Below are 21,934 nucleotides of genomic sequence, written 5' to 3' on the forward strand. Positions count from 1 at the left end.
GTCCCCGACTGACAAATCAATCCGGCTGGCTTGAAATTGATCCGCCGCCGCGCTTGATCGGGCATACTCGCAATCCCGCCCGTTGGAAACGGGCAGGTTTTTATCGTTCTTTCACGTAGGGTTCGCCGCCCGCGCGGGGGGGGATCGCCTTGCCGACGAAGCCGGCGAGAATCACTACGGTGAGGATATAGGGCAGCGCGTCCATCGCCTGAACCGGGATGACGAAGTCACCGATATGGATGTTCTGATAGCGTAGGGCGACGGCTTGCAGGAAACCGAACAGCAGGCAGGAAAACATCGCATGCCAGGGGCGCCATTTGGCAAAGATCAGGGCCGCCAGCGCGATATAGCCGCGTCCGGCAGTCATGTCCTTGACGAAGCCGGCCTGCAAGGCCGTCGCGAGGTAGGCGCCGGCGATACCGCAGAGCAGACCGCAGATCGCAACCGCTGCGTAGCGCATGCCGATTACCGAAATGCCCGCCGTATCGACGGCTGCCGGGTTTTCGCCCACCGCGCGCAGGCGCAGACCAAACCGGGTTCGGAACAGAAGCCACCAAGTCGCCGGCACACAAAGGAACGCGAGGTAGACAAGGATCGAATGGCCCGAGATCAATTCGCTGTAGATGGGGCCAAGAACCGGGACATCGGCCAGCGCATCGGCAAAGGGCAGGGTGACGGCGTTGAACCGGCCCTGTCCGATCAGCGATGGGGTCCGACCGCCTTGCTGGAACCAGTCCTGTGCGATTAGCACCGTCATCCCGGCAGCAAGGAAGTTGATCGCCACACCCGAGATAAGCTGGTTGCCACGGAAGGTGATCGAGGCCAGCCCGTGCAGCGCCGAAAGCACCATCGAGGCGAGTGTCCCGGCCAGCAGGCCAAGCCAGACTGACCCGGTGATGGCTGCCGTGGCCGCCGAGAAAAAGGCCGCCGCGAGCATCTTGCCTTCAAGCCCGATGTCGAAGATGCCCGCCCGTTCCGAAAAGAGCCCGGCGAGGCAGGCCAGCAGCAGCGGTGTCGCCAGTCGGATCGTCGAATCTAGGATTTGGATGATCGTCAGAAAATCCATCACGACCGACCTTTCCGATAGCGCAGGAAGAGGCTTTCAAGCGGCATTCGCACCATGTTGTCCAGTGCGCCGGTAAAGAGAATGACCAGCGCCTGAATGACGACGATCAACTCGCGCGGGATCGATGTCCAAAGCGCAAGCTCGGCGCCGCCCTGATAGAGGAACCCGAACAGGATCGCGGCAAGGAAAACGCCAAGCGGGTGCGACCGGCCCATCAGCGCCACAGCAATCCCGATAAAACCCGCGCCCTCGGTTGCGTTGAGCACCAGCCGCTCGGCTTCGCCCATCACGTTGTTGATCGCCATCAGACCGGCAAGACCGCCGGAAATCAACATGGAAATCATGATGATACGTGTGGGCGAGATACCAGCATACCGCGCGCCCGGTTCGGAGAAACCATAGGCGCGGATCTCATATCCAAGCCGCGTGCGCCAGATCAGCGCCCAGACCAGAATGCAGGCCGCAATCGCCACGAGCAGCGAGAAATTGGCAGGGGCGGCCTTGGAAAACTGGATGCCAAAGGGAGCGAGGATCTCATGCAGGGTCGGCAGATGTACCGTTGGAGAGAACCGCTCGGTCGCCGGGTCCATCGACCCTTCGGGCCGCAACACGTTGACCAGCATGTAGTTCAGCACAGCAGCCGCGATGAAATTGAACATGATCGTGGTGATCACGATATGGCTGCCGCGTTTCGCCTGCAGATAGGCCGGGAACGCCGCCCAAGCCGCGCCGAACAGCGCGGCGCCCACAGTGGCCGCGATCAGCGCCAGCGACCAGTGTGGCCATGGAAAGTAGAGACAGGCGAGCGCGACACCAAGCCCGCCCAGCATCGCCTGACCTTCACCGCCGATGTTGAACATCTTGGCATGGAAGGCGACCGCGACGGCGAGCCCGGTGAACATGAAATTCGTCGCGTAGTAAAGCGTATAGCCCCAGCCATAGGTCGACCCCAGCGCGCCTTGCACCATGAGTTGGACCGCCGCAATCGGGTCTTCGCCAATGGCAAGGATGACTAGTGCGGACAGGATCGCCGCCAGAAGGAGGGAAATAAGAGGGACAAGGACGACTTCGGCCCATTTCGGCATGACATCCATGTCAGAAAGGCCCCCGTTTCATGTTTGGCAGGTAGGTATTCACGCCGCTTCTCCTGACATGCCGGCCATCAGCATGCCCAGTTCTTTTTCGTCTGTTTCATTGGGCAAGCGTTCGCCCATGATATGACCGTCGAACATCACGGCGATCCGGTCCGCAAGGGAAAAGATTTCTTCCAGCTCGACCGAGACCAGCAGGATCGCCTTGCCCTGATCGCGCAGGGCGACGATCTCGTTATGGATGAATTCGATCGCGCCAATGTCGACGCCGCGCGTCGGTTGACCGACGAGAAGCAGGTCGGGATTACGTTCGATTTCACGCGCGACGACGATTTTCTGCTGGTTCCCGCCCGAGAAATTCTTGGCCGTGAGCCAAGGGTCGGGCGGGCGTACGTCGAACTTCTTCATCTTGGCTTCGGTATCGCGGCGCAGGGCGGTATTGTCCATGAACGGACCCCGGCGATAGCTCGCATCCAGATGATAGCCAAAGGCCACGTTTTCCCAAGCGTGGAAATCCATGATCAGACCTTCGCGCTGGCGGTCTTCGGGCACATGGGCGACGCCCTGCGTCCGCCGTGCGCGACCGTCGGAATTTGGTCCGTCCAAAGCAAGCGGTTCCCCGTTCAGCCGGATCGTGCCTTCGCCCCGCCGCATGCCGCCCAGCACCTCGAGCAGTTCCGACTGACCGTTCCCGGCCACGCCCGCAATGCCAAGGATCTCTCCGGCGCGCACGGTCAGGTCGATCCCCTTGAGCCGCGCGACACCCTTTTCGTCGGTCACCTTGAGGTTTTCGATTTCAAGCACCGGCTTGCCGGGTTTGGCCGGCACCTTGTCCACGCGAAGCAGAACCTTGCGTCCGACCATCAGCTCGGCCAGTTGCTCGGGGCTGGTTTCCGAGGTCTTGACCGTCGCGGTCATCTCGCCCCGTCGCATCACGCTGACCGTGTCGGTGATATCCATGATCTCGCGCAGCTTGTGGGTGATCAGGATGATGGTTTTTCCTTCGTCGCGCAGCCGTCCGAGGATGCGGAAAAGCTGATCGGCCTCGGCCGGCGTCAACACGCCTGTCGGTTCGTCGAGGATCAGAACCTCGGCCTGACGATAGAGCGCCTTGAGGATTTCGACCCGCTGCTGCTTGCCGACGCCAATATCCTGAATAACCGCATCCGGGTCCACGTTCAGCCCGTATTCCCGCTCAAGCTCGATCAGCGACTTGCGCGCCTTGGCGAGCGAGGGTTTCAGCAGGCCGCCGTCTTCGGCGCCGAGAATGATGTTTTCGAGGACGGTGAAGTTTTCCACCAGTTTGAAATGCTGAAAGACCATGCCGATCCCGGCCGCAATTGCCGCCTGACTGTCGGGAATTTCAGTCTTTTTTCCATTGATAAAGATCTCGCCCCGGTCGGCTTTGTAAAAGCCGTAGAGAATGCTCATCAGGGTCGATTTTCCGGCGCCATTTTCGCCGATTATGCCGTGAATGGTGCCGGGCCGCACCGAAATGGAGATGTCCTTGTTGGCCTGCACCGGGCCAAAGGACTTGGAAATACCCTTCAGTTCAATCGCCGGAGCGGCAGTGTCCTGCCGCTCCGTCTGGTCGTTCATTGCCATGCTCAGAAGCTCAGAGCCGGGCAGCTGTCGTCAGACATATAGTCGTGAACTTCGATCTCGCCGCTGGCGATCTTTTCAGCGGCTTCGTCGATGGCGGACTGCATGTCAGCGCTGACGAGATCCTTGTTGTATTCGTCCATCGCATAGCCGACGCCGCCATTGGCCAGACCCATGACTTCGAAACCGGTTTCCATGTCGGCTCCGTCCGTCAGCGCGTCATAGACCGCGTTGTCGACACGTTTCGTCATCGATGTCAGGACCTTGCCCGGGTGCAGGTAGTTCTGGTTGCTGTCCACGCCGATCGACAGGATGTCTTCGTCGGCCGCGGTTTGCAGCACGCCAACGCCGGTGCCGCCAGCTGCGGCATAGACCACGTCTGCGCCTTGGCTGATCTGCGCCTTGGTCAGCTCGGACCCTTTGACCGGGTCATTCCAAGCCGCAGGGGTCGTGCCAGTCATGTTCGAGATTACGGTGGCATCCGGCTTGGCAGCCTTGACGCCTTGCGCATAGCCGCAGGCGAATTTGCGGATCAGCGGAATGTCCATGCCGCCGATAAAGCCGACCGTGTCCGATTCAGATGCCATCGCGGCCATCATGCCTACAAGATACGAACCTTCGTGTTCGTTGAAGACGACGGAACGCACGTTCGGTGCCTCGACGACCATGTCGATGATGACGAATTTCGTATCCGGATAATCGGCGGCAACCTGACCCAGCGCATCGGCAAAGGCAAAGCCAACCATCACGATGGGATTGGAGCCGCTTTCGGCAAAGCGACGCAGCGCCTGTTCACGCTGAGCTTCGGATTGCAGTTCGATGTCGCGAAAGCTCTCGCCGGTTTCATCTGCCCAGCGCTGGGCACCGGCAAAGGCGGCTTCGTTGAAGGATTTGTCGAATTTCCCACCCAGATCGTAGATCACCGCGGGCTCGGCCATAGCCGCCCCGGCACAAAGCGCGAGGCCTGCAGCGGCGCCCATCAGGGATTTCATGAGGGTCATAGTTGTTCTCCCGGTTTATGTGTTTGGGGCGGCAGGGTTTTGTCTCTCCGCCCGATCCAACATGCGGTCATGCTGAGATAGTTCAAATAAGGACGCAGGCGCGGCGACGGTCAACCGCTTTTTGTCCGCTCCAGCCGGATTCGGCAATCTGCCGTCAGGTCAGGGGCAGGGACATGACTATTGCGTCGACAGCCGGTGCATCTGCTCGCGCGTAATAGCCCTTGCGCTGGCCAATCTGCTCGTATCCGCAGCGTGCATAAAGTGCGCGCGCGGCGCTGTTGTCGGCGGCGACTTCAAGGAAAGCGCGCGCAGCCCCTTTTTGGGCGCTGATGCTTTGCCATGCCTGCATCACCTCGTAGCCGATCCCCTGCCTGCGGTGATCGGGATGGGTTGCGATGGTCAGCAACTCGGCCTCGTGGAAAAGCACCCGGGCAAGGGCAAAACCGCGTTCGTCCCCCGTGACGACAATACCGGGCTGGTCAAGCAGCACGGCAAATTCTTCGACCGACCACGGCCTGTCCGGCGCATAGGCCGCCTTGTGAACAAGGGCGAGCGTTTCCGGGGTCATCAATCGAGCAGCGCGGGTGGCAGATCGCGGGACGGGGCCGCATCTGCTGGTCGCAAGTAAAAGGGGGCGGGGGCCGGACATTCGGTTGGATCAGCCGCAGCGGCGCATCGCGCGATGGCTGCGGCAAGCTCTGGCGGGGGCGGGGGCGGCGTGGCTGAGCCCGCCTGATCTTTTGGCACCAGTTCCGGTGCTTGGCCTACGCGGCTCAGATACACTTGGTCGCGAGGTGCGGGTACCGCCGTGTCGCCGGGCGTGGTGCTCGCGATGGCGTCGAATGTCGTGACGCCAATCGCCGGCACGCCCAGACCAAGCGCCAGTCCACGCGCCGTGGCAACCGATATGCGGATGCCGGTGAAATTGCCGGGACCGACGCCAACGCCGATCCGTTCGATGTCGGACCACGCCAATCCTGCCTCGTCCAGAACCTCTTCGAGCAGCGGCACCAGACGTTCCGCCTGTCCGCGCGTCATGTCCTCGCCCCTCGCGATCACGATTTCACCATCGCGCAAAACCGCCGCTGCGCAATGACCGGCCGAGGTGTCAAAGGCGAGTGTCGTTCCCGCGTGTTTGGGGGCTGAGGTCATCCGGTCGGGCATCTGCTGCGTTTCAGGTTCTTCAGCTATGCCGGGCTTGGACCGGGGATGCAATCGCCCGGTTCCACCAGTACCGTTATGATAAAGAAAAAGGCGCCCGTCCGGACGCCTTTTCAATGGTGCGAGTGAAGCTGCCGGATCAGACCGCGACGGGACGGACTTCGGTCACTTCGGGAATATAGTGACGCAGCAGGTTCTCGATCCCCATCTTGAGCGTCAGGGTCGACGACGGGCAACCGGCGCAGGCCCCTTGCATATGCAGGTAGACAACGCCGCGCTCAAAGCCATGAAAAGTGATGTCGCCACCGTCCTGAGCAACGGCGGGACGCACGCGGCTGTCGAGCAGTTCCTTGATCTGGCCCACGACTTCCGAATCGTCGCCGGAATGTTCCGCATGGCCCGACGCCGTCGTCTGGCCTTCGTTCATGACCGGCTGGCCGGACTGGTAATGCTCCATCACAGCGCCGAGGATGGCGGGTTTGATATGGTCCCAGTCGACGCTGTCGGCCTTGGTGACCGTCACGAAATCATTGCCGAAAAAGACACCCTCGACCCCGTCGACCGCGAAAATGCGGCTGGCCAGCGGCGACTTGCCCGCAGACTCGGCGCTTGGAAAATCGGCAGTGCCCATTTCCAGAACGGACTGGCCGGGGAGAAACTTCAGCGTTGCCGGGTTCGGCGTGGATTCGGTCTGAATAAACATCTGATGTGCACCTTTTCTCGGTTGCTTCATATATGCGCTTCCGCGGGCGGATCGTCAAGAATTGGAACGATTCTAATTTTGCCCGGAACCGGAACGTCAGGTAATCGCTTCAAGCTTTTCCTTGGATAGGTCGCCCGGCACAATCGTGATCGGCACAGGCAGCGACCCGGCGGAGCGCGACATATGCGTCACCAGCGGCCCGGGGCCTTTCTTGTCGGTGCCTGCACCGAGCACGACCACGCCGATTTCCGGGTCTTCCCCGATATGCTCGATAATTTGCTGTACCGGATCGCCTTCGCGGATCACCAGCTCGGGGTCGACACCCTGCCGGTCGCGCATCCATTTCGCAAAAACTTCGAAATGGGCATGAATGCGTTCGCGCGCCTCTTCGCGCATGACCTCGCCCACGCCGATCCAGTGGTTGAACTCGTCCGGCGGAATGACCGAGAGCACACTGACGCCGCCCCCGGTATGGGCCGCCCGCATGGCGGCAAAACGCATCGCGTTCAGGCATTCGCGGCTGTCATCGAGAACCACAAGGAACTTGCGCATTTCAGGTCTCCCTTACAGGTGCGGATCATGACCCAAGGGTTGGGCGCGCGCAATAGAATGCTGTGGCAGAGGCTGTCAGCGCGGCAATCTTCGGATCGCCACACGATACAGGGCCAGTCCAGCACGGCCGGCGATGTACAGGAAAATCTGTAGCAATGTCAAATAGATCAGGGCAGCGGCGGCAATGGCCGCATCGGACAGCCGCACAAGGGCGCGGAATACACGTTGCTTGCCAAGCACGTCAAACACCGCCGCCGTGCGCGGCCCGGTCACTTCGGAAACCCTTGCGAGACGGCGCGCGTCCGCAGTGTCATCCACATGCCGCATAAGCCGGACTGTATCTGTAACGGAGGTGTTCGCGGCAACCCGCGAGAGGTCGGTGGCGACCTCGCCAAGGGCACTTAGCCGCGCGGTATCCACAACGCGCGAGGCAGGGACGCTGCCGCGCATGTAAGGCAGAATAAGGTCACCGCGCAGGCTGATGTCGCTGAGCCGGGCGAGGGTGCGCATGAAAGAGGGCGTCAGTGTCCCCATGCGCCGGGCAAGCCGCAGGACCGTTGCACCGGCCTTGACGGTCACGCTGCTGCCCCCGGTGACGACGACTGCCGTTGTCGCACTCAAGCCTACCAAGGCGAGCGACACGTCAAGCTTGTCCACCGGTTCGCCTTCCCAGGCGGCCAGACCGGCACGGCGCAGCGCATTGGCATCGCCAAGCGGGGTCAGTTCAAAGGGAATGGAACAGCTACCCATCAGGGCCAGCGAAGGGCAGCTTTCTATATCGGCCATGCAGAGCGCACAATTCTGTGTGGTCGCCCAGAAACCCGAGGAGTCCGCACGCAGCGCCTCGATTTCCTCCTGCTGTTCGGGGAGGGGGGACAGCCCGTGATCCTCTGCCACCAGAACCAGCGTTTCGATCCGGTCAAGATCGCGCGTCTCGAGCGCGTGGCCAAGTTCGGCTGCAAGCCAGTCCGCTGAAACCTGCCGTGCCATCGCCCGTTGCAGACTGCGTTCGATCTGAGCCGGGGCGGCTTCGACAAAGGGCCGGGTGAACGGCGACTGGTTCAGCGACCAGATCAATAACGCCGCTGATAATAGGAATGGCGAGGCGCGCAGTGCGCCTCGCATCAAGGTCCAGAAGGCGCGGATTACTCGGCCGCCTCGGCATAATCCTCCATCGGCGGGCAAGAGCAGACGAGGTTACGGTCGCCATAGACGTTGTCGACGCGATTGACCGGCGGCCAATATTTATCGACACGGAAGGCACCGGGAGGGAAACAGCCCTGTTCGCGGCTATAAGGCCGGTCCCAGTCGCGCACGAGGTCTTCCATCGTGTGCGGCGCGTTCTTGAGCGGGTTGTTCTCGCGGTCGATCTTTTCTTCCTCGATGGCACGGATTTCCTCGCGGATCGCCAGCATTGCATCGCAGAACCGGTCAAGCTCGGCCTTGGTTTCGCTCTCGGTCGGTTCAATCATCAGCGTGCCCGCGACGGGCCAGCTCATCGTCGGGGCGTGGAACCCGCTGTCGACCAGACGTTTCGCGATGTCATCCACCGTGACCCCGGCGCTATCGGCAAAGGGTCGGGTGTCGATGATGCACTCATGCGCCACGCGCCCCTGCTTGCCGCGATAAAGCACCTTGTAAGCGCCTTCGAGCCGCTGCGCGATGTAGTTGGCGTTCAGGATCGCGACGCGGGTTGCCTGTGTGAGCCCTTCGCCCCCCATCATCAGCGTGTAGGCCCATGAAATCGGCAGCAAGGAGGGCGAACCATAGGGCGCGGCGGATACCGGGCCTTCGACCCCGCCGGTCGAGGGGTGGCCGGGCAGGTGCGGCACCAGATGTTCCTTGACGCCGATCGGTCCCATGCCGGGTCCGCCGCCGCCATGCGGAATGCAGAAGGTCTTGTGCAGGTTCAGGTGGCTCACGTCGCCGCCCAGATCGCCGGGACGCGACAGGCCAACCATCGCGTTCATGTTGGCACCGTCGATATAGACCTGCCCGCCATGCTCATGGGTGATCTGGCAGACATCGCGCACGGTTTCCTCGAACACGCCATGGGTCGAGGGGTAGGTGATCATGCAGGCGGCAAGCTGATCGGCGTATTTCTCGGCCTTGGCACGGAAATCGTCGAGGTCGATGTCGCCGTTTTCGGAGGATTTCACCGGCACGACCTTCCAGCCCACCATCTGGGCGCTGGCCGGGTTGGTGCCATGCGCGCTCGTCGGGATCAGGCAGACATTGCGGTTCTCGTTCCCTTGCGCCCGGTGCCACGCGGCGATGGTCAGAAGGCCGGCATATTCGCCCTGTGCGCCCGAATTCGGCTGCATCGAAATCGCGGCGTAACCGGTAATCTCGCAGAGCTTGGCCGACAGGTCGTCGATCATCATCCGATAGCCCTGCGCCTGATCGGCCGGGGCAAAGGGGTGCAGATGGGCAAACTCGGCCCAGCTGATCGGCATCATCTCGGCGGCTGAGTTCAGCTTCATCGTGCAGGACCCCAGCGGGATCATCGCGCGGTCGAGCGCGAGATCTCGATCCGCAAGACGACGCATATAACGCATCATCTCGGTCTCGGCCCGGTTCATGTGGAAAATCGGATGTTCAAGGTAGCCGGACTGACGGATCAGATCTTCGGGCAGGCGGTATTCCGGGCTGAGGTCAGCGTCTTCCCGGATGATACCGAAAGCGCGCCAGACTTTCTCGATGGTTGCGGGGCGGGTGCATTCGTCAAGCGTGATGCCGACACGTGTCTTGCCGACCCGGCGGAGGTTTACGCCCTCGCGCTCGGCGGCTTGCAAGACGCCACGCTGAAGCAGGCCCACATCGACGGTGATCGTGTCGAAATAGGTCTTGGGTTCGACCGTAAAGCCGGCCTCTTCCAGACCTCGCACCAGCCGAACGGTCTTGCGGTGCACGCGCTGGGCAATCGCACGCAATCCGTCTGGGCCGTGGAAGACCGCGTAGAAACCGGCCATCACCGCAAGAAGCGCCTGCGCGGTGCAGACGTTGGATGTCGCCTTTTCGCGGCGGATATGCTGCTCGCGCGTTTGCAGCGAAAGACGATAGGCACGGTTGCCATGGCTGTCGACGCTGACCCCGACCAGGCGTCCGGGCATGTTGCGCGCGTATTGCTGCTTGGTGGCCATATAGGCCGCGTGCGGCCCGCCATAGCCCAGCGGCACGCCGAAACGCTGCGTATTGCCGACAGCTATATCGGCCCCCATCGCGCCCGGCTCTTTCAGCAGTGTCAGGGCAAGGATATCGGCGGACATGATCGCCACGGCGTTGTTTTCGTGCAGTGCAGCAATCGGGGCCGAAAAGTCGCGCAGATCGCCATAGGTGCCGGGATACTGGAAGATCGCGCCAAATACGGCGGTTGCGTCCATATCCTCGGGCGCACCCACGATGACCTCGATCCCCAGCGGCGCGGCGCGGGTCCGGATCACCGCGATATTCTGCGGATGGCAATTTTCATCGACAAAGAACGCCTTTGATTTCGACTTGGCGACCCGCTGCGCCATCGTCATCGCCTCGGCGCAGGCGGTTGCTTCGTCCAGCAGCGAGGCATTGGCAATTTCAAGCCCGGTCAGGTCGCTGACCATGGTCTGAAAGTTCAGCAGCGCCTCAAGCCGCCCCTGCGAGATCTCCGGCTGATAGGGGGTATAAGCCGTGTACCACGCCGGGTTCTCAAGAATGTTGCGCTGGATGGCGGGAGGCGTGACCGTGCCGTGATACCCCTGACCGATAAGCGAGGTCATCACCTTGTTCTTTTTGGCAGTCTGGCGCATGTGATGCAGCAGCTCGCGTTCCGATTTCGGCTTGCCGAAATCCAGCGGTTTGTCCTGCCGGATCGCCTTGGGCACGGTTTCATCGATCAACTGCTCAAGCGACGCCACACCAAGGGTTTCGAGCATGTCGCTCATCTCTGTCGGGGAAGGGCCGATGTGACGGCGGTTGGCGAAATCGTAGGGCAGGTAGTCGATAGGCTCGTAGGCCATGAGAAAGGCTCCTCGGGTTAAGGCGCAATATGGGTCAGGACATTGATCAATGTCCCGGCGGGGTCGCGAAAGTAGAAACGCCGCACACCCCAGTCTTCGTTTGTCGGTCCGTATTCGGGCCGGATCCCCCGGCTTTCCAGGCGATCCAGTATGTCGTCCAGATCATCGACCTCAATGGACAGCGCTGGCAGATCGGTGTCCGATCCACCATGACGCGCGAACGAGAGTTGTGTCGCAGAGCTGTCCTGCGCGGCAAGCGTCGCGATCCAGCCCATGTCCATCACGATATCAAGGTCGAAGACCTCGCTGTAAAAGGCCGCCAGCGCCGTCGGGTCATCCGAGCGGATATTGCTGACGATGCGTCTTACGGCCAAGGATCAGTCTCCGATGAATTCCTTGTAGGCGGCTTCGTCCATGTAATCGTCCATCGGCGAAAGATCCGACGGCTTCATTTTGAAGAACCATGCATCGCCGGTGGGGTCGTCGTTGACCAGCGCGGGGTTGTCGGCAAGGGTCGAGTTCACTTCGACGATTTCGCCATCCAGTGGCGCGAGGATGTCCGAGGCGGCCTTGACGCTTTCGATCACCACGACTTCGTCGTCCTTGGTGATTTCGGTGCCTTCTTCGGGCAGTTCGACAAAGACCACGTCGCCCATCTGCTCCGCCGCATAGGCGGTGATGCCGACCACGATCAGGCCGTCTTCTTCCAGCAGCCATTCATGCTCTTCGGTGTATTTCATGGAGGTCTCTTCCCTGTTGACTATCGTTTGAAATTGGCCGCGACAAAGGGCATCGCGGAAACGGTGACCGGCAGGCGCTTGCCGCGCAGCTCGCCGTAAAGAACGGTGCCCGGTTCGGCCTTGTCGGCGGGGACATAGCCCATCGCGACGGGGCCGCCGACCGTGGGGCCGAACCCGCCCGAGGTGATGGTGCCGACAGGTTCACCGCCCGCGTCCTCGGCGAAGAGTTCGACACCTTCGCGCATCGGCGCACGGCCCTCGGGACGCAACCCGACGCGTTTGCGTGCCGGTCCGTCCTGCATCTGACTCAGGACCGCTTCGGCACCGGGGAAACCGCCCTCGCGCGCGCCGCCCTGCCGCCGGGCCTTCTGGATCGCCCATGTCAGCGATGCTTCGGCCGGCAGGGTGGTGGTGTCGATATCATGCCCGTACAGACAAAGCCCCGCCTCGAGCCGCAGGGAATCCCGCGCGCCAAGCCCAATGGGCAGGACATCGTCATGATCCAGAAGACAACGCGCCAGCGACTCGGCATGTTCCGACGGGACCGAAATTTCATAGCCGTCTTCGCCCGTGTAACCCGAGCGTGAAACCCAGCATTCAGCTCCGTCGAGCATCAGAGTTTTCACGTCCATGAACTTCATCCCGGCCGCTTCAGGTGCCAGTTTAGACAACACGTTTTCGGCAGCGGGGCCCTGAAGCGCCAGCAGCGCGCGGTCGGTCACGGGGGCCACATCCAGCGCTGGTTCCAGCGCCGATTTCATATGGGCGATATCCTGATCCTTGCAAGCGGCGTTAACCACGACGAACAGGTGGTCGCCCCGGTTGGCGAACATCAGGTCGTCGGTGATGCCGCCGGTTTCATCCGTGAAAAGACCATAGCGTTGCCGGCCTTCCTTGAGCCCGAGCACATCCATCGGCACGAGAGTTTCAAAGGCAGTCGCCAGCGCCTCCCAGTCCGCGCCCGAGATCACGACCTGACCCATGTGGCTGACATCGAAAAGCCCTGCCTTTTGGCGTGTATGGGTGTGTTCGGCCATGATGCCGGCGGGAAACTGCACGGGCATGTCATAGCCTGCAAAGCCGACCATCTTGCCGCCCAACTCAAGGTGCAGCGCGTGCAAAGGGGTTCTCAGTAAATCCGTCATACCCGATCCAAGTCCAAGACCAGCGTGATTCTCAAGGAAATCATGCGGCATCCCAAATTTCGCAGGCGATTGCCTGCGAGTGTGATGCCCCCTCTGTCCTTTTGCCTGAGATCGTTATCCCTTCGGCGTCCCGGTCGTGGCCGGGCTCTCTCCAGAGTCGTCTTGGCGGATGCGGTCCTTGCGCCTGAGAGTTTCCGGGGCGGTTGCTCCTTCGGCACCGGCTTTTGCCGGTTCTCCCACATCACGGGTGTCGTTTATCGTCTCCGTTTGGTCGCGGCAAGCGAATTGCTGCCCGTTGGCCGCCGGATTATCCGGCCGACCGCAGTTGTGCCCGTTGTGTGGTCGATGCCCGCCGGGATTTGCGCGGTTGCGAGATCGGCGTGACATTTGCGCTGGGCATATCAAACTCGAAACGGCTGCCGACGCCCGGTTCGCTGGTCACACCCAGGTCGCCGCCATGCAGTTTCACGATCTGCCGGGCAATGGTGAGACCAAGCCCAAAGCCACCGTGCGCGCGGGTGTCCGACCCGTCCGCCTGCTGGAACCGCTGGAAGATCAGCCCGTGGTCCTTGGCGGGGATGCCGCAGCCAGTGTCCTCGACCGCGATGCGCGTACGGGTACCGTCGGGATGCACGGAAATGGTGATCGAGCCTTCGTTGGTAAACTTCAGCGCATTGCCGACAAGATTATATAGCACCTGCTTGAGCCGCAGCGGGTCAGCTTCGATCATGACATCCTCGATCTGGCCGACCAGCTTGATGCCTTTCTTTTCGGCCTGCGGGTTCAGATCGTCGATGATCGTCTGGACCGAGTTTGCAACAGATACGGTTTCCGGTGCGATCTTGAGGTCGCCACCTTCCGCCTTGGCCCAGTCGAGCAGGTCATTCACCATGTTCAGCATGTGTTTCGACGCGCCAAGGATCTTTTCGCTCTGGGCCGAGATGGCATCCGCCTGCTTGGTAATCAGGCCGCGCATCTTGGCACAGTCCACCTTGTCGTCACTGTCGGGCTGATCCAGCAAGGTATTGATTTCCCGTGCCGCTGGCATGCTCTGGCTTTGACGCAGGAAAGAGGCGTATCCGGAAATCACGGTCAGCGGTGTGCGCAGCTCATGCGTGACATTGCCAAGGAATTCCGATTTCTGCTTGTTCGCGGCCTCTGCGGCAATCTGCGCTTCTTTCTGGGCCGTGACATCCGCGCAGATGACAACCGTGTACTCTTCGGGCGTTTTCGACAGTGAAATGCTAAGCCAGCGCCCATCTGGCAGATGTTCGATTCTCGTCGCGTTGCGGTCATAGTTCTTAAGCTGGGATTTGACCCATGCGTCTTCGCGGCCCACGGCTTCGGGCACATGGCCTTGTCGGATCGACATGTAGAGGATGTCTCCGATCGAAAGGCCCGGTTTCAGCTTGTCCTTGTCCAGATGCAGGATATCGGCATAGGCGTCGTTGGCCATGAGAAGCCTGCCGTTGTGGTCGAAAAGCGAAAACCCGGCGTCGAGCGATTCTACCGCATGTTGGAGGATGCTGTGCGCGTTCTGGCTGCGCATCGCAAAGCGGCGGATCAGCAGGATGGACCCGACGAGTGTCACCAGCGATAGAATTGTCGTCGCGAGGAATTTCCACATGTTCGGGGAATAAGGTGCCCAGTCTTCATGCGGCGACGCCGCGAGTTCCCAGCTGCGACCAAAGGCGGTCAGGGTCTTGGTTGAACGATCCGAAGTGAAAAGCTCGGGCGCGCCGTAGAGATGTTTGATCAGTTTTCCCGTTGGCGACACTTCCCGCAGAGATAGCTGAAGGCTGTCGATGATATGGGCCAGCCCTTCGTCGCCACGAAACAGCCCCTCCTCGGAAATGACGATCGAAATGACACCCCAAAAGCTTTCCGTCCGTCCATTCAGATGTGGGGTGATGACTGGGTAGCGCAGCACGTAGCCGCGTCCGCCCTGAACAAGGTTGATCGGCCCGTCGAATACCGCCGCGCTCTGGCGATAGGCGCGTGCGACGCTTGCCAGTTGCGTCGGTACATAGGCGTATTCAAGCCCGATGACGGATTCGTTGCCCTTAAGCGGCGACACATGTGTCACCCTCAGGTCGGGCGCGATGGCGACGTTGAGGATGCCGGGATACCGGTCGAGCAGTTGATCGGCGGCCTGTGCGACAGCTTCATCGGTTAGATCGGGGGAGAGGGAAACGAAGCTTGCCAGACGGTTGGCCACAAGTTCCATGCCGAACAGCTTGGCCGCGAGGGAATCGGCCACGTGACTCAGGTCTCTCTGAAGCTCCGCGTGTTTTTCGTTCAGGTAGATCGACTGATCTTTCTTGATGATCGCATAACCCGCCCCGATGCAAAGCACTGCCGTGCAGAATGCCAGAAGCAGATAGGTTCGCGACACGCCGCCCCAGATGTTTTTTTTCATTTTCAGCCGCCCTGATAGTTATGCCCCGGCGGAGGCTTTTCCCGATGTTGGTAAATCGATCTAAAATGATGATTAGGCGAAATTTTGACGCAAACACGGCTGGCAAAAGGATGCTTTCGTCAATCAAATATAGTTGGCCTGTATTGAGAAATGGTTTTTGAAATTCGGCGGATTACGGGAATTGAGTTCCAGTCAATCGTCATCAGCGGCGGCTCCTAGATAAGAAAAGGGGCGCGCCAGCGGCACGCCCCTAATATTGCGATAAAATGTCGACCGATCAGGCGGCTTTTTTCTCAACGGCCTTGCTGGCCTTACCAAAGAACAGATCGTGCATCGTGCAGATCGTATCGTCGAGCTGATCTCTCGGGACAATGAACTGCACGTCCACCAGCCGCGGCGGCTGCTGTGCGGCCACGACTTCGATGCCCTTTTCGTCGAGCGCGTTCATGCCGCGACCCAGAACGCCGAGACCCGAAAGGTCGCGCCCGATCACCGATGCCAGCGACAGTGCCCGCACCGACACGTCCGCATTGGGATAAGTCTCGATCAGGTCACGTTCCACTCGGCGGATCGCCTTGAAAGACGCGTCGAGGAAATGCGTGATCGTATTCGCATTCGACGTCTTCGACACGATGTTCACATTGTGACGGCGCAGGATCTCAAGGATCGTGCTGTCATATCCTTTGACCCCAAGCATGTCCTGCTCGAACAGGTCCAGCGCGTAGATATCCAGACCGCACACGATCTCCGCCGCCGGCGTGTCGGTCGGCTGGTCGTCGATCAGCGTGCCGGGATCTTTCGGCTCGAACGCATTGGTGACGCGAAGCGGGACCTGCGCCTGGCGCAGGGTTCGGGCCGCTTTCGGGTGGATCGCTTCCATGCCCATGTTCGACAACTGGTCGGCTACGTCATAGTTGGTGTGACCCAGCTTTCGTACGTTCTCCATGCCAACCAGTTTCGGATCGGCCGAGGACAGGTGGAATTCCTTGTGAATGATCGCTTCGCGCGCGCCGGTCATAGCCGCAATCCGCGAGAAAGTGACCTCGGAATAACCACGATCGTATTCCTTCATCAGACCTTCGCGGCACTGCGCATAGCCGGTCACGATCAGGATCTCGCGCGACGGGTCGGCGTCCTGAAGGCCCGATTCGATGCGCTCTTTCAGAGACATCTCGCGTTCATCGCGCCAGCCCGACAGGTCGATGGTCCGTGCTTCGACACCCGCGCGGCGCAGCATCAGGGCCGAGGACAGCGCTGAATGCGCCTCACCCAGACCGGACAGCAGCTCGCGAATGATGCGCATATGTTCGGACAGGCGGAAATGGCCATAGGAACACAGGCGTTGCAGGTCGAGGAGACAGCTGCGCGCGCCTTCGATCCGGTCGCGAACGAAATCATCCGCTTCCTTGAGGTCGCCCGGATGGTCAAGCAAGGCCCGATGCGCCTCGCGCATCGCGTTCGCAACCTCGGTCAGCTTATCGAGCCAAGCATGGCTTTGGTCGCCGCTGGCGAACAGGCCGTAAACGCCCGGCTCGCCGGTTTTCTTGTCTTCCAGCAGCAGGTTGGTGATGCCGCCAAACGCGGAAACGACGAAGATGCGATTGTAGACATCCTTGCGGTCGCCGATGAACAGGGTGTCCACCAGTTCACGCGCGCGGGACATCGACGTGCCGCCGATCTTTTCGACTGTATGCTCGGGAAAGTTCATATGTATCAGCCCGGGTTGCCCCGGGCTCTCCTTTTGTCAGGCATCTGCCAATGCGTAAGAGCCGTCTTCGCGGTGCACTTCGTTGCCGGTGACCGGCGGATTGAAGCAGCAGGCCATGACCAGCTCTTCTTCGGCGCGCAGGATGTGGCGGTCGTGCTTGTTCAGCGCGTACATGACGCCGGGCGTGATCTCATGGGTCTCGCCGGTGGCGATATCCGTGATCGAGCCTTTGCCCTGCATGCAGAAAACCGACTCAAAATGGTTCTTGTATTCGAAGGTGTGTTCGGAACCGGCTTGCAGATAGGTGATGTGAAAGCTGAAGCCCATGCCGTCGTCGGCAAGCAGCATCCGGACGGATGTCCACTGGGCGTCGGATACAGAACGGTCGGTGTCTTTCAGCTTGTTTAGGTCGCGTACAATCATTGTTTTACTCCGCTGCGATTTTGTTGGTGGCGCCAAGCACGTCCTGTGCGGCGTCCAGCAGGATGTTGAGGCCCTTCACAAAGGTCTGCTTGGGCGTGGTGAGGGGGGCGAGCACCTTGACGACTTCGTCATTGGCGCCGGATGTTTCGATGATCAGGCCCTTTTCAAAGGCGCGGGCGCAGATATCGCCAGCCAGTTCACCTGTGCCCACATCGACGCCGCGCATCATGCCGCGGCCCTTGAGCTTGGCGCCGGGGACCATGCCCGCCAGCGTTGTCAGATGATCCTCGAGGATCTGTGCCTTTTCGGCGATCTCGTTCTTGAACGCATCGTCGGTCCAGAACTTCTCGATAGCGACCCGTGCCGTGACGAAGGCGTGGGTGTTGCCACGGAAGGTGCCGTTATGCTCGGCAGGGCTCCACACGTCGAGTTCCGGCTTGAGGAGCAGCGCCGCGAACGGCAGCCCCATGCCCGACAGCGATTTTGCCAGCGGGATCATATCGGGTTCGACATCGTATTCCTCAAAGGAAAAGAAGGTGCCTGTACGGCCAAGGCCGGCCTGAATGTCATCCAAGATGAGCTTGGCGCCATGCTTTTTCGCGAGCTTCGCAATGCCCTGCATCCATTCCTTAGACGCCGCGTTCAGCCCGCCTTCGCCCTGCACCGGCTCAAAGATGAATGCGGCCGGGGCGTCGATGCCGCTCGACGGGTTGTCGAGCATTTCTTCGGCCAACTTTAGCGTATCCACGTCACCCATGGACCCCTCATAGGGCAGGTGGGTCACGTCGCCGAGGCTGACGCCGCCACCATCACGCTTGCCGGCATTACCGGTCAGCGATAGGGCGCCCAGCGTCATCCCGTGGAAACCGTTTGTGAAAGCGATGACGTTCGTGCGACCGGTGACCTTACGGGCCAGCTTCAGCGCGGCTTCGACGGCGTTCGTGCCGGTTGGGCCGACCATCATGACCTTGTGGTCCATGCCGCGCGGCTCGAGAATGTGCTTCTCGAAGCTCTCAAGAAAGGCCGCTTTGGCGTCCGTATACATGTCCAGACCGTGGGCAATGCCATCGTTCTGGATATGCTCGATCAGCGCGGCCTTCATGTCGGGGTCGTTATGGCCGTAGTTCAGCGAGGAACAACCGGCCAGAAAGTCGATGTAGGTCTTGCCATTGGCATCGGTCATTTCCGACCCACTGGCAGAGGTGAAAACGGTATCGAAGCTGCGACAGTAACTGCGCACCTCCGACTCACGTCGGGCAAAAACTTGTTTATCGGCTGAATTTTCAGTCGGCATAGGAGACCTCCAGGTCTATAACTAATAGGGGATATGCGGCGCGGTTCAGGCCGCTTTCTTGAATTCCTCGACGGGGAATTCGATGGTGACCATATGTTCGGTCGCGTGCGCGCCATCGAAGTGTTCTTCGCGCTTGAAATGCGGTTCGCTATCCATGTCGCCGTCCTGACGGTCGGCAAATCGGGAGAACAGCGCCCAGGACGCATCGTTGTCCTTGGTGATGGTCGTTTGCATCTGGGTCACATCTGCACAGACCTCGCGGTCGAGGATATGTTCAAGCATGCGTGTGCCAAGCCCGGCACCGCGCGCCTTTGCGGAAACGGCGACCTGCCAGACAAACAGGGTGTCCGGGTCATCGGGACGGATATAGGCAGAAATCCAGCCCACGGCTTCGCCATCGATCTCGGCAAGCACGCAGGTTTCGGCGAAGTGATCGCATTGGATCAGGTTGCAGTACATGGAATTTTCATCCAGCGGTTTGCAATCCTTGACCAACTCCCACACTGCCGATCCATCTTCGCCTACAGGTTCGCGAAGTGTGATTTCATCTTTTGCAGCCATGTCCGTCATTATCCGTTGTTACATTTATTTCGCAAGGCTTAGTATATGTGCGGCGCTGAAATAATCAACACCATCGTTAAATAAACTATAAACCGGCGAAAAGGTTCCTCCCGTAGGGAGAACCCTTTTGTTTTCTGGCGATTTTGGCCTTAAACTTACTGCGCAAGGCTTAGTATCGACTTGTATTATTGGGTTGCAAAAGTGCCACTGAACTTTAGCGTATGATGGTAATTTCGAACGAGACACCGATGAGCCGTACCGATGAAAGCCTGATTTCACTCCGTCGTATTCTTCGATCGACCGAGCTTTACGGGCGCAAACTCGCCGCAGAGGCAGGCCTGACGGCGGTTCAGTTGCGGGTGCTTCAGATCATTGCTGAAACGGGGTCGAGTACGGCCAAGCATCTGGCGACCCGCATGGGAGTGACGCAGGCGACGATGACCGCGCTTATCGACAAGCTGGAGAAGAAACAGCTTCTGACCCGGCACAGATCCGAGGTCGACAAGAGGCAGATGGATCTGCTGATCACCGATCTGGGGCGTGACAAGGTCAATGATGCGCCCGACCCGCTGCAACAGCGATACGTTCGCGCCTTCGAGTCGATGGAGCCTTGGGAACAGTTGATGGTGAACGCGGTGCTGGAGCGGGTCGCGGGCATGCTTGACGCCTCTGATATCGATGCCTCGCCAGTGCTGGATTCTGGTGATCTTCGCGGGGTCCGCTAGGGCCGAAGAGGTGGGGCACAACCCGTACACAAGCCGTGCAGCACCTGTATACCCCCTGTGCACCGGGGCCGAAAGCCAAGTTTTGCCTTTAATCTGGCAGGCGCGGGAAAAAATGATCAAATTATTGGTTGCGGAATTGACTGCCCCTGCGGGCTGGTGCAACGAGTTGCTCATGATTTCCTGAATAGCAAGAGGTGCCCCATGATGGACGATATCCCTAACTCGATCGAAGCGCGGGATGCGCGCGTTCACATGCACCCCTATACAAACGCCCGCGCCCTGCAGGAATCCGGCCCGTTGGTGATGGATCACGGCGAAGGCATCCATGTCTTTGACACAAGCGGCAAGAAGTACATCGAGGCGATGGCCGGTCTCTGGAGCGTTGCCGTCGGATTCTCGGAAAAACGTCTGGCCAAGGTCGCTCATGAGCAGATGCTGAAGCTGCCTTATTACCACGTCTTTTCGATGCGCTCGCATCAGCCTGCCGTCGAACTGGCGGAAAAGCTGATCGAGATGTCGCCGGTGCCGATGAGCAAGGTGTTCTTTACCAACTCGGGTTCCGAGGCGAACGACACCGCCGTCAAGATGCTCTGGTATCGCGCCAACGCCATCGGCCAGCCGGAAAAACGCAAGATTATCAGCCGCGTACGTGGCTACCACGGCATCACCGCCGTGGCCGCCAGCATGACCGGTCTGCCGATGAACCACATGTCCTTTGGCCTGCCGCTGCCGGGCTTCCTGCACACCGGGAGCCCGCATTTCTGGCGCGAGGCCCAGCCGGGCGAAAGCGAAGAGGATTTCTCGGCCCGACGGGCGGCGGAACTCGAAGCGATGATCCTTGAGGAAGGTCCGGAAACCATCGCAGCTTTCATCGCCGAGCCGGTGATGGGGGCAGGGGGCGTGATCGTGCCGCCTAAGGGCTACTGGCCCGCGATCAAGGCAGTGCTTGAGAAGTACGACATCATGATGATCGCAGACGAAGTGATCTGCGGCTTTGGCCGGACCGGCAAGATGTTCGCGACTGAAACCTATGATCTCAAGCCGGATATCCTCGTGATGTCCAAGCAGCTGTCGTCGTCTTATCAGCCGATCTCGGCCCTGATGATCAGCGAAAAGATGTTTGGGCCCATCGCGGACGAAAGCAACAAGATCGGCGCCTTTGGTCATGGGTATACCGGTGGCGGTCACCCTGTCGCGGCGGCGGTTGCGCTGGAAAACATCAAGATCATCGAAGAGCGTAACCTCGTCGAGAACGCGGCCGAGGTGGGCGCACATATGCAGAAACGGCTCGCCGAACTGGGCGAACACCGTCTGGTGGGCGAGCATCGCGGCATCGGTCTGATCGCCGCGCTGGAGCTGGTTACCGACAAGGACGCCAAGGTCGCGCTGGAAAAACCCGGTGCGATGGGCGCGGCCGTTGCCGCGCGCATGCTGGAAACCGGCGTGATTTCCCGTCCGATCATGGATGCGGTCGCCTTCTGCCCGCCGCTGATAATCACCAAGGAGCAGGTCGACGAGATGGTCGACGGCACGGCCGAGGCCATCGACCTTGCCGCAGGTGATCTGGGCCTTTGAGCCCCGTGCGACAGTATAAATAAAGAAAAGCCCGGTGCGCTGCGCCGGGCTTTTTGCTTTGCTGCGACATACTTGGTGAGACCGAAGGTCTTTGAAAACGAAGGTGCTCGCGATAGTTGTGGGCGATAAATCAGGTCTTGATCGAACTGAACGGTTCTGTTTAGTAGCCGAAG

The 21,934-nt window shown here is 60.3% G+C and carries 20 protein-coding genes and 1 riboswitch; of the genes, 2 read left to right on the forward strand and 18 right to left on the reverse strand.

The genetic code is table 11. From position 1 onward, the window contains the following. Window positions 1-100: 100 nt before the first annotated feature. The 18 genes from MF268_RS11570 to ectA form a co-directional block, all read right to left on the reverse strand. Window positions 101-1,066 carry an ABC transporter permease gene (locus MF268_RS11570; protein WP_088634058.1) on the reverse strand — a complete coding sequence of 322 codons (966 nt, stop codon included), beginning with the start codon at window positions 1,064-1,066 and terminating at the stop codon, window positions 101-103. Next, a complete protein-coding gene (locus tag MF268_RS11575) occupies window positions 1,066-2,160 on the reverse strand; it encodes an ABC transporter permease (RefSeq protein ID WP_238371014.1) in 1,095 nt (364 codons plus the stop codon). Before MF268_RS11575 ends, MF268_RS11570 begins: the two co-directional genes overlap by 1 nt. A gap of 39 nt (window positions 2,161-2,199) precedes the next feature. Then, window positions 2,200-3,756 carry an ABC transporter ATP-binding protein gene (locus MF268_RS11580; RefSeq protein ID WP_238371015.1) on the reverse strand — a complete coding sequence of 519 codons (1,557 nt, stop codon included), beginning with the start codon at window positions 3,754-3,756 and terminating at the stop codon, window positions 2,200-2,202. An 8-nt stretch (window positions 3,757-3,764) separates the two neighbouring features. Beyond that, on the reverse strand, window positions 3,765-4,760 hold the full coding sequence (locus MF268_RS11585; protein ID WP_238371016.1) for a BMP family lipoprotein: 996 nt from the start codon (window positions 4,758-4,760) through the stop codon (window positions 3,765-3,767). Between the two features lie 154 nt (window positions 4,761-4,914). Continuing rightward, window positions 4,915-5,328 carry a GNAT family N-acetyltransferase gene (locus MF268_RS11590; protein WP_238371017.1) on the reverse strand — a complete coding sequence of 138 codons (414 nt, stop codon included), beginning with the start codon at window positions 5,326-5,328 and terminating at the stop codon, window positions 4,915-4,917. After that, complete coding sequence (gene tsaB / locus MF268_RS11595; protein WP_238371018.1) at window positions 5,328-5,912, reverse strand: tRNA (adenosine(37)-N6)-threonylcarbamoyltransferase complex dimerization subunit type 1 TsaB; 585 nt, start codon at window positions 5,910-5,912, stop codon at window positions 5,328-5,330. Before tsaB ends, MF268_RS11590 begins: the two co-directional genes overlap by 1 nt. Before the next feature lie 148 nt (window positions 5,913-6,060). After that, entirely contained in the window at window positions 6,061-6,624 is a 564-nt protein-coding gene (locus MF268_RS11600; RefSeq protein ID WP_238371019.1) for a NifU family protein, read from the reverse strand. 96 nt (window positions 6,625-6,720) lie between these two features. Further along, entirely contained in the window at window positions 6,721-7,176 is a 456-nt protein-coding gene (locus MF268_RS11605; protein WP_238371020.1) for a universal stress protein, read from the reverse strand. 75 nt (window positions 7,177-7,251) lie between these two features. Beyond that, window positions 7,252-8,301, reverse strand: coding sequence for a hypothetical protein (locus MF268_RS11610; protein ID WP_238371021.1), 1,050 nt, complete (start codon window positions 8,299-8,301; stop codon window positions 7,252-7,254). Between the two features lie 20 nt (window positions 8,302-8,321). After that, window positions 8,322-11,171: an aminomethyl-transferring glycine dehydrogenase gene (gene gcvP, locus MF268_RS11615; RefSeq protein WP_238371022.1), complete on the reverse strand. Its 2,850-nt coding sequence runs from the start codon at window positions 11,169-11,171 to the stop codon at window positions 8,322-8,324. Between the two features lie 17 nt (window positions 11,172-11,188). Beyond that, the gene (locus MF268_RS11620) at window positions 11,189-11,545 is read right to left on the reverse strand and encodes a VOC family protein (protein ID WP_238371023.1); all 357 of its coding nucleotides are present in this window, start codon (window positions 11,543-11,545) and stop codon (window positions 11,189-11,191) included. Window positions 11,546-11,548: 3 nt separating this feature from the next. Beyond that, window positions 11,549-11,911 (reverse strand): glycine cleavage system protein GcvH, encoded by a 363-nt coding sequence (gene gcvH, locus MF268_RS11625; protein ID WP_238371024.1) that lies wholly within the window; start codon window positions 11,909-11,911, stop codon window positions 11,549-11,551. 20 nt (window positions 11,912-11,931) lie between these two features. After that, window positions 11,932-13,056: a glycine cleavage system aminomethyltransferase GcvT gene (gcvT, locus tag MF268_RS11630; protein WP_238371025.1), complete on the reverse strand. Its 1,125-nt coding sequence runs from the start codon at window positions 13,054-13,056 to the stop codon at window positions 11,932-11,934. 162 nt (window positions 13,057-13,218) lie between these two features. Further along, window positions 13,219-13,305: riboswitch (glycine riboswitch) on the reverse strand. Between the two features lie 58 nt (window positions 13,306-13,363). After that, window positions 13,364-15,475, reverse strand: coding sequence for an ATP-binding protein (locus tag MF268_RS11635; RefSeq protein ID WP_238371026.1), 2,112 nt, complete (start codon window positions 15,473-15,475; stop codon window positions 13,364-13,366). Window positions 15,476-15,752: 277 nt separating this feature from the next. Continuing rightward, a complete protein-coding gene (locus MF268_RS11640; protein ID WP_238371027.1) occupies window positions 15,753-17,183 on the reverse strand; it encodes an aspartate kinase in 1,431 nt (476 codons plus the stop codon). 36 nt (window positions 17,184-17,219) lie between these two features. Then, a complete protein-coding gene (locus tag MF268_RS11645; protein ID WP_238371028.1) occupies window positions 17,220-17,606 on the reverse strand; it encodes an ectoine synthase in 387 nt (128 codons plus the stop codon). A 4-nt stretch (window positions 17,607-17,610) separates the two neighbouring features. Next, on the reverse strand, window positions 17,611-18,900 hold the full coding sequence (gene ectB / locus MF268_RS11650) for a diaminobutyrate--2-oxoglutarate transaminase (RefSeq protein WP_238371029.1): 1,290 nt from the start codon (window positions 18,898-18,900) through the stop codon (window positions 17,611-17,613). Window positions 18,901-18,945: 45 nt separating this feature from the next. Next, window positions 18,946-19,461 (reverse strand): diaminobutyrate acetyltransferase, encoded by a 516-nt coding sequence (gene ectA, locus MF268_RS11655; RefSeq protein ID WP_238371030.1) that lies wholly within the window; start codon window positions 19,459-19,461, stop codon window positions 18,946-18,948. A gap of 248 nt (window positions 19,462-19,709) precedes the next feature. On the opposite strand from ectA, the gene MF268_RS11660 reads away from it, so the two are divergent. Continuing rightward, window positions 19,710-20,186: a MarR family winged helix-turn-helix transcriptional regulator gene (locus tag MF268_RS11660; protein WP_238371031.1), complete on the forward strand. Its 477-nt coding sequence runs from the start codon at window positions 19,710-19,712 to the stop codon at window positions 20,184-20,186. A gap of 204 nt (window positions 20,187-20,390) precedes the next feature. After that, the gene (locus MF268_RS11665) at window positions 20,391-21,761 is read left to right on the forward strand and encodes an aspartate aminotransferase family protein (protein ID WP_238371142.1); all 1,371 of its coding nucleotides are present in this window, start codon (window positions 20,391-20,393) and stop codon (window positions 21,759-21,761) included. Window positions 21,762-21,934: the final 173 nt, after the last annotated feature.

Origin of the sequence: Heliomarina baculiformis, assembly GCF_019966545.1 — a bacterium.
Lineage (GTDB): Bacteria > Pseudomonadota > Alphaproteobacteria > Rhodobacterales > Rhodobacteraceae > Heliomarina > Heliomarina baculiformis.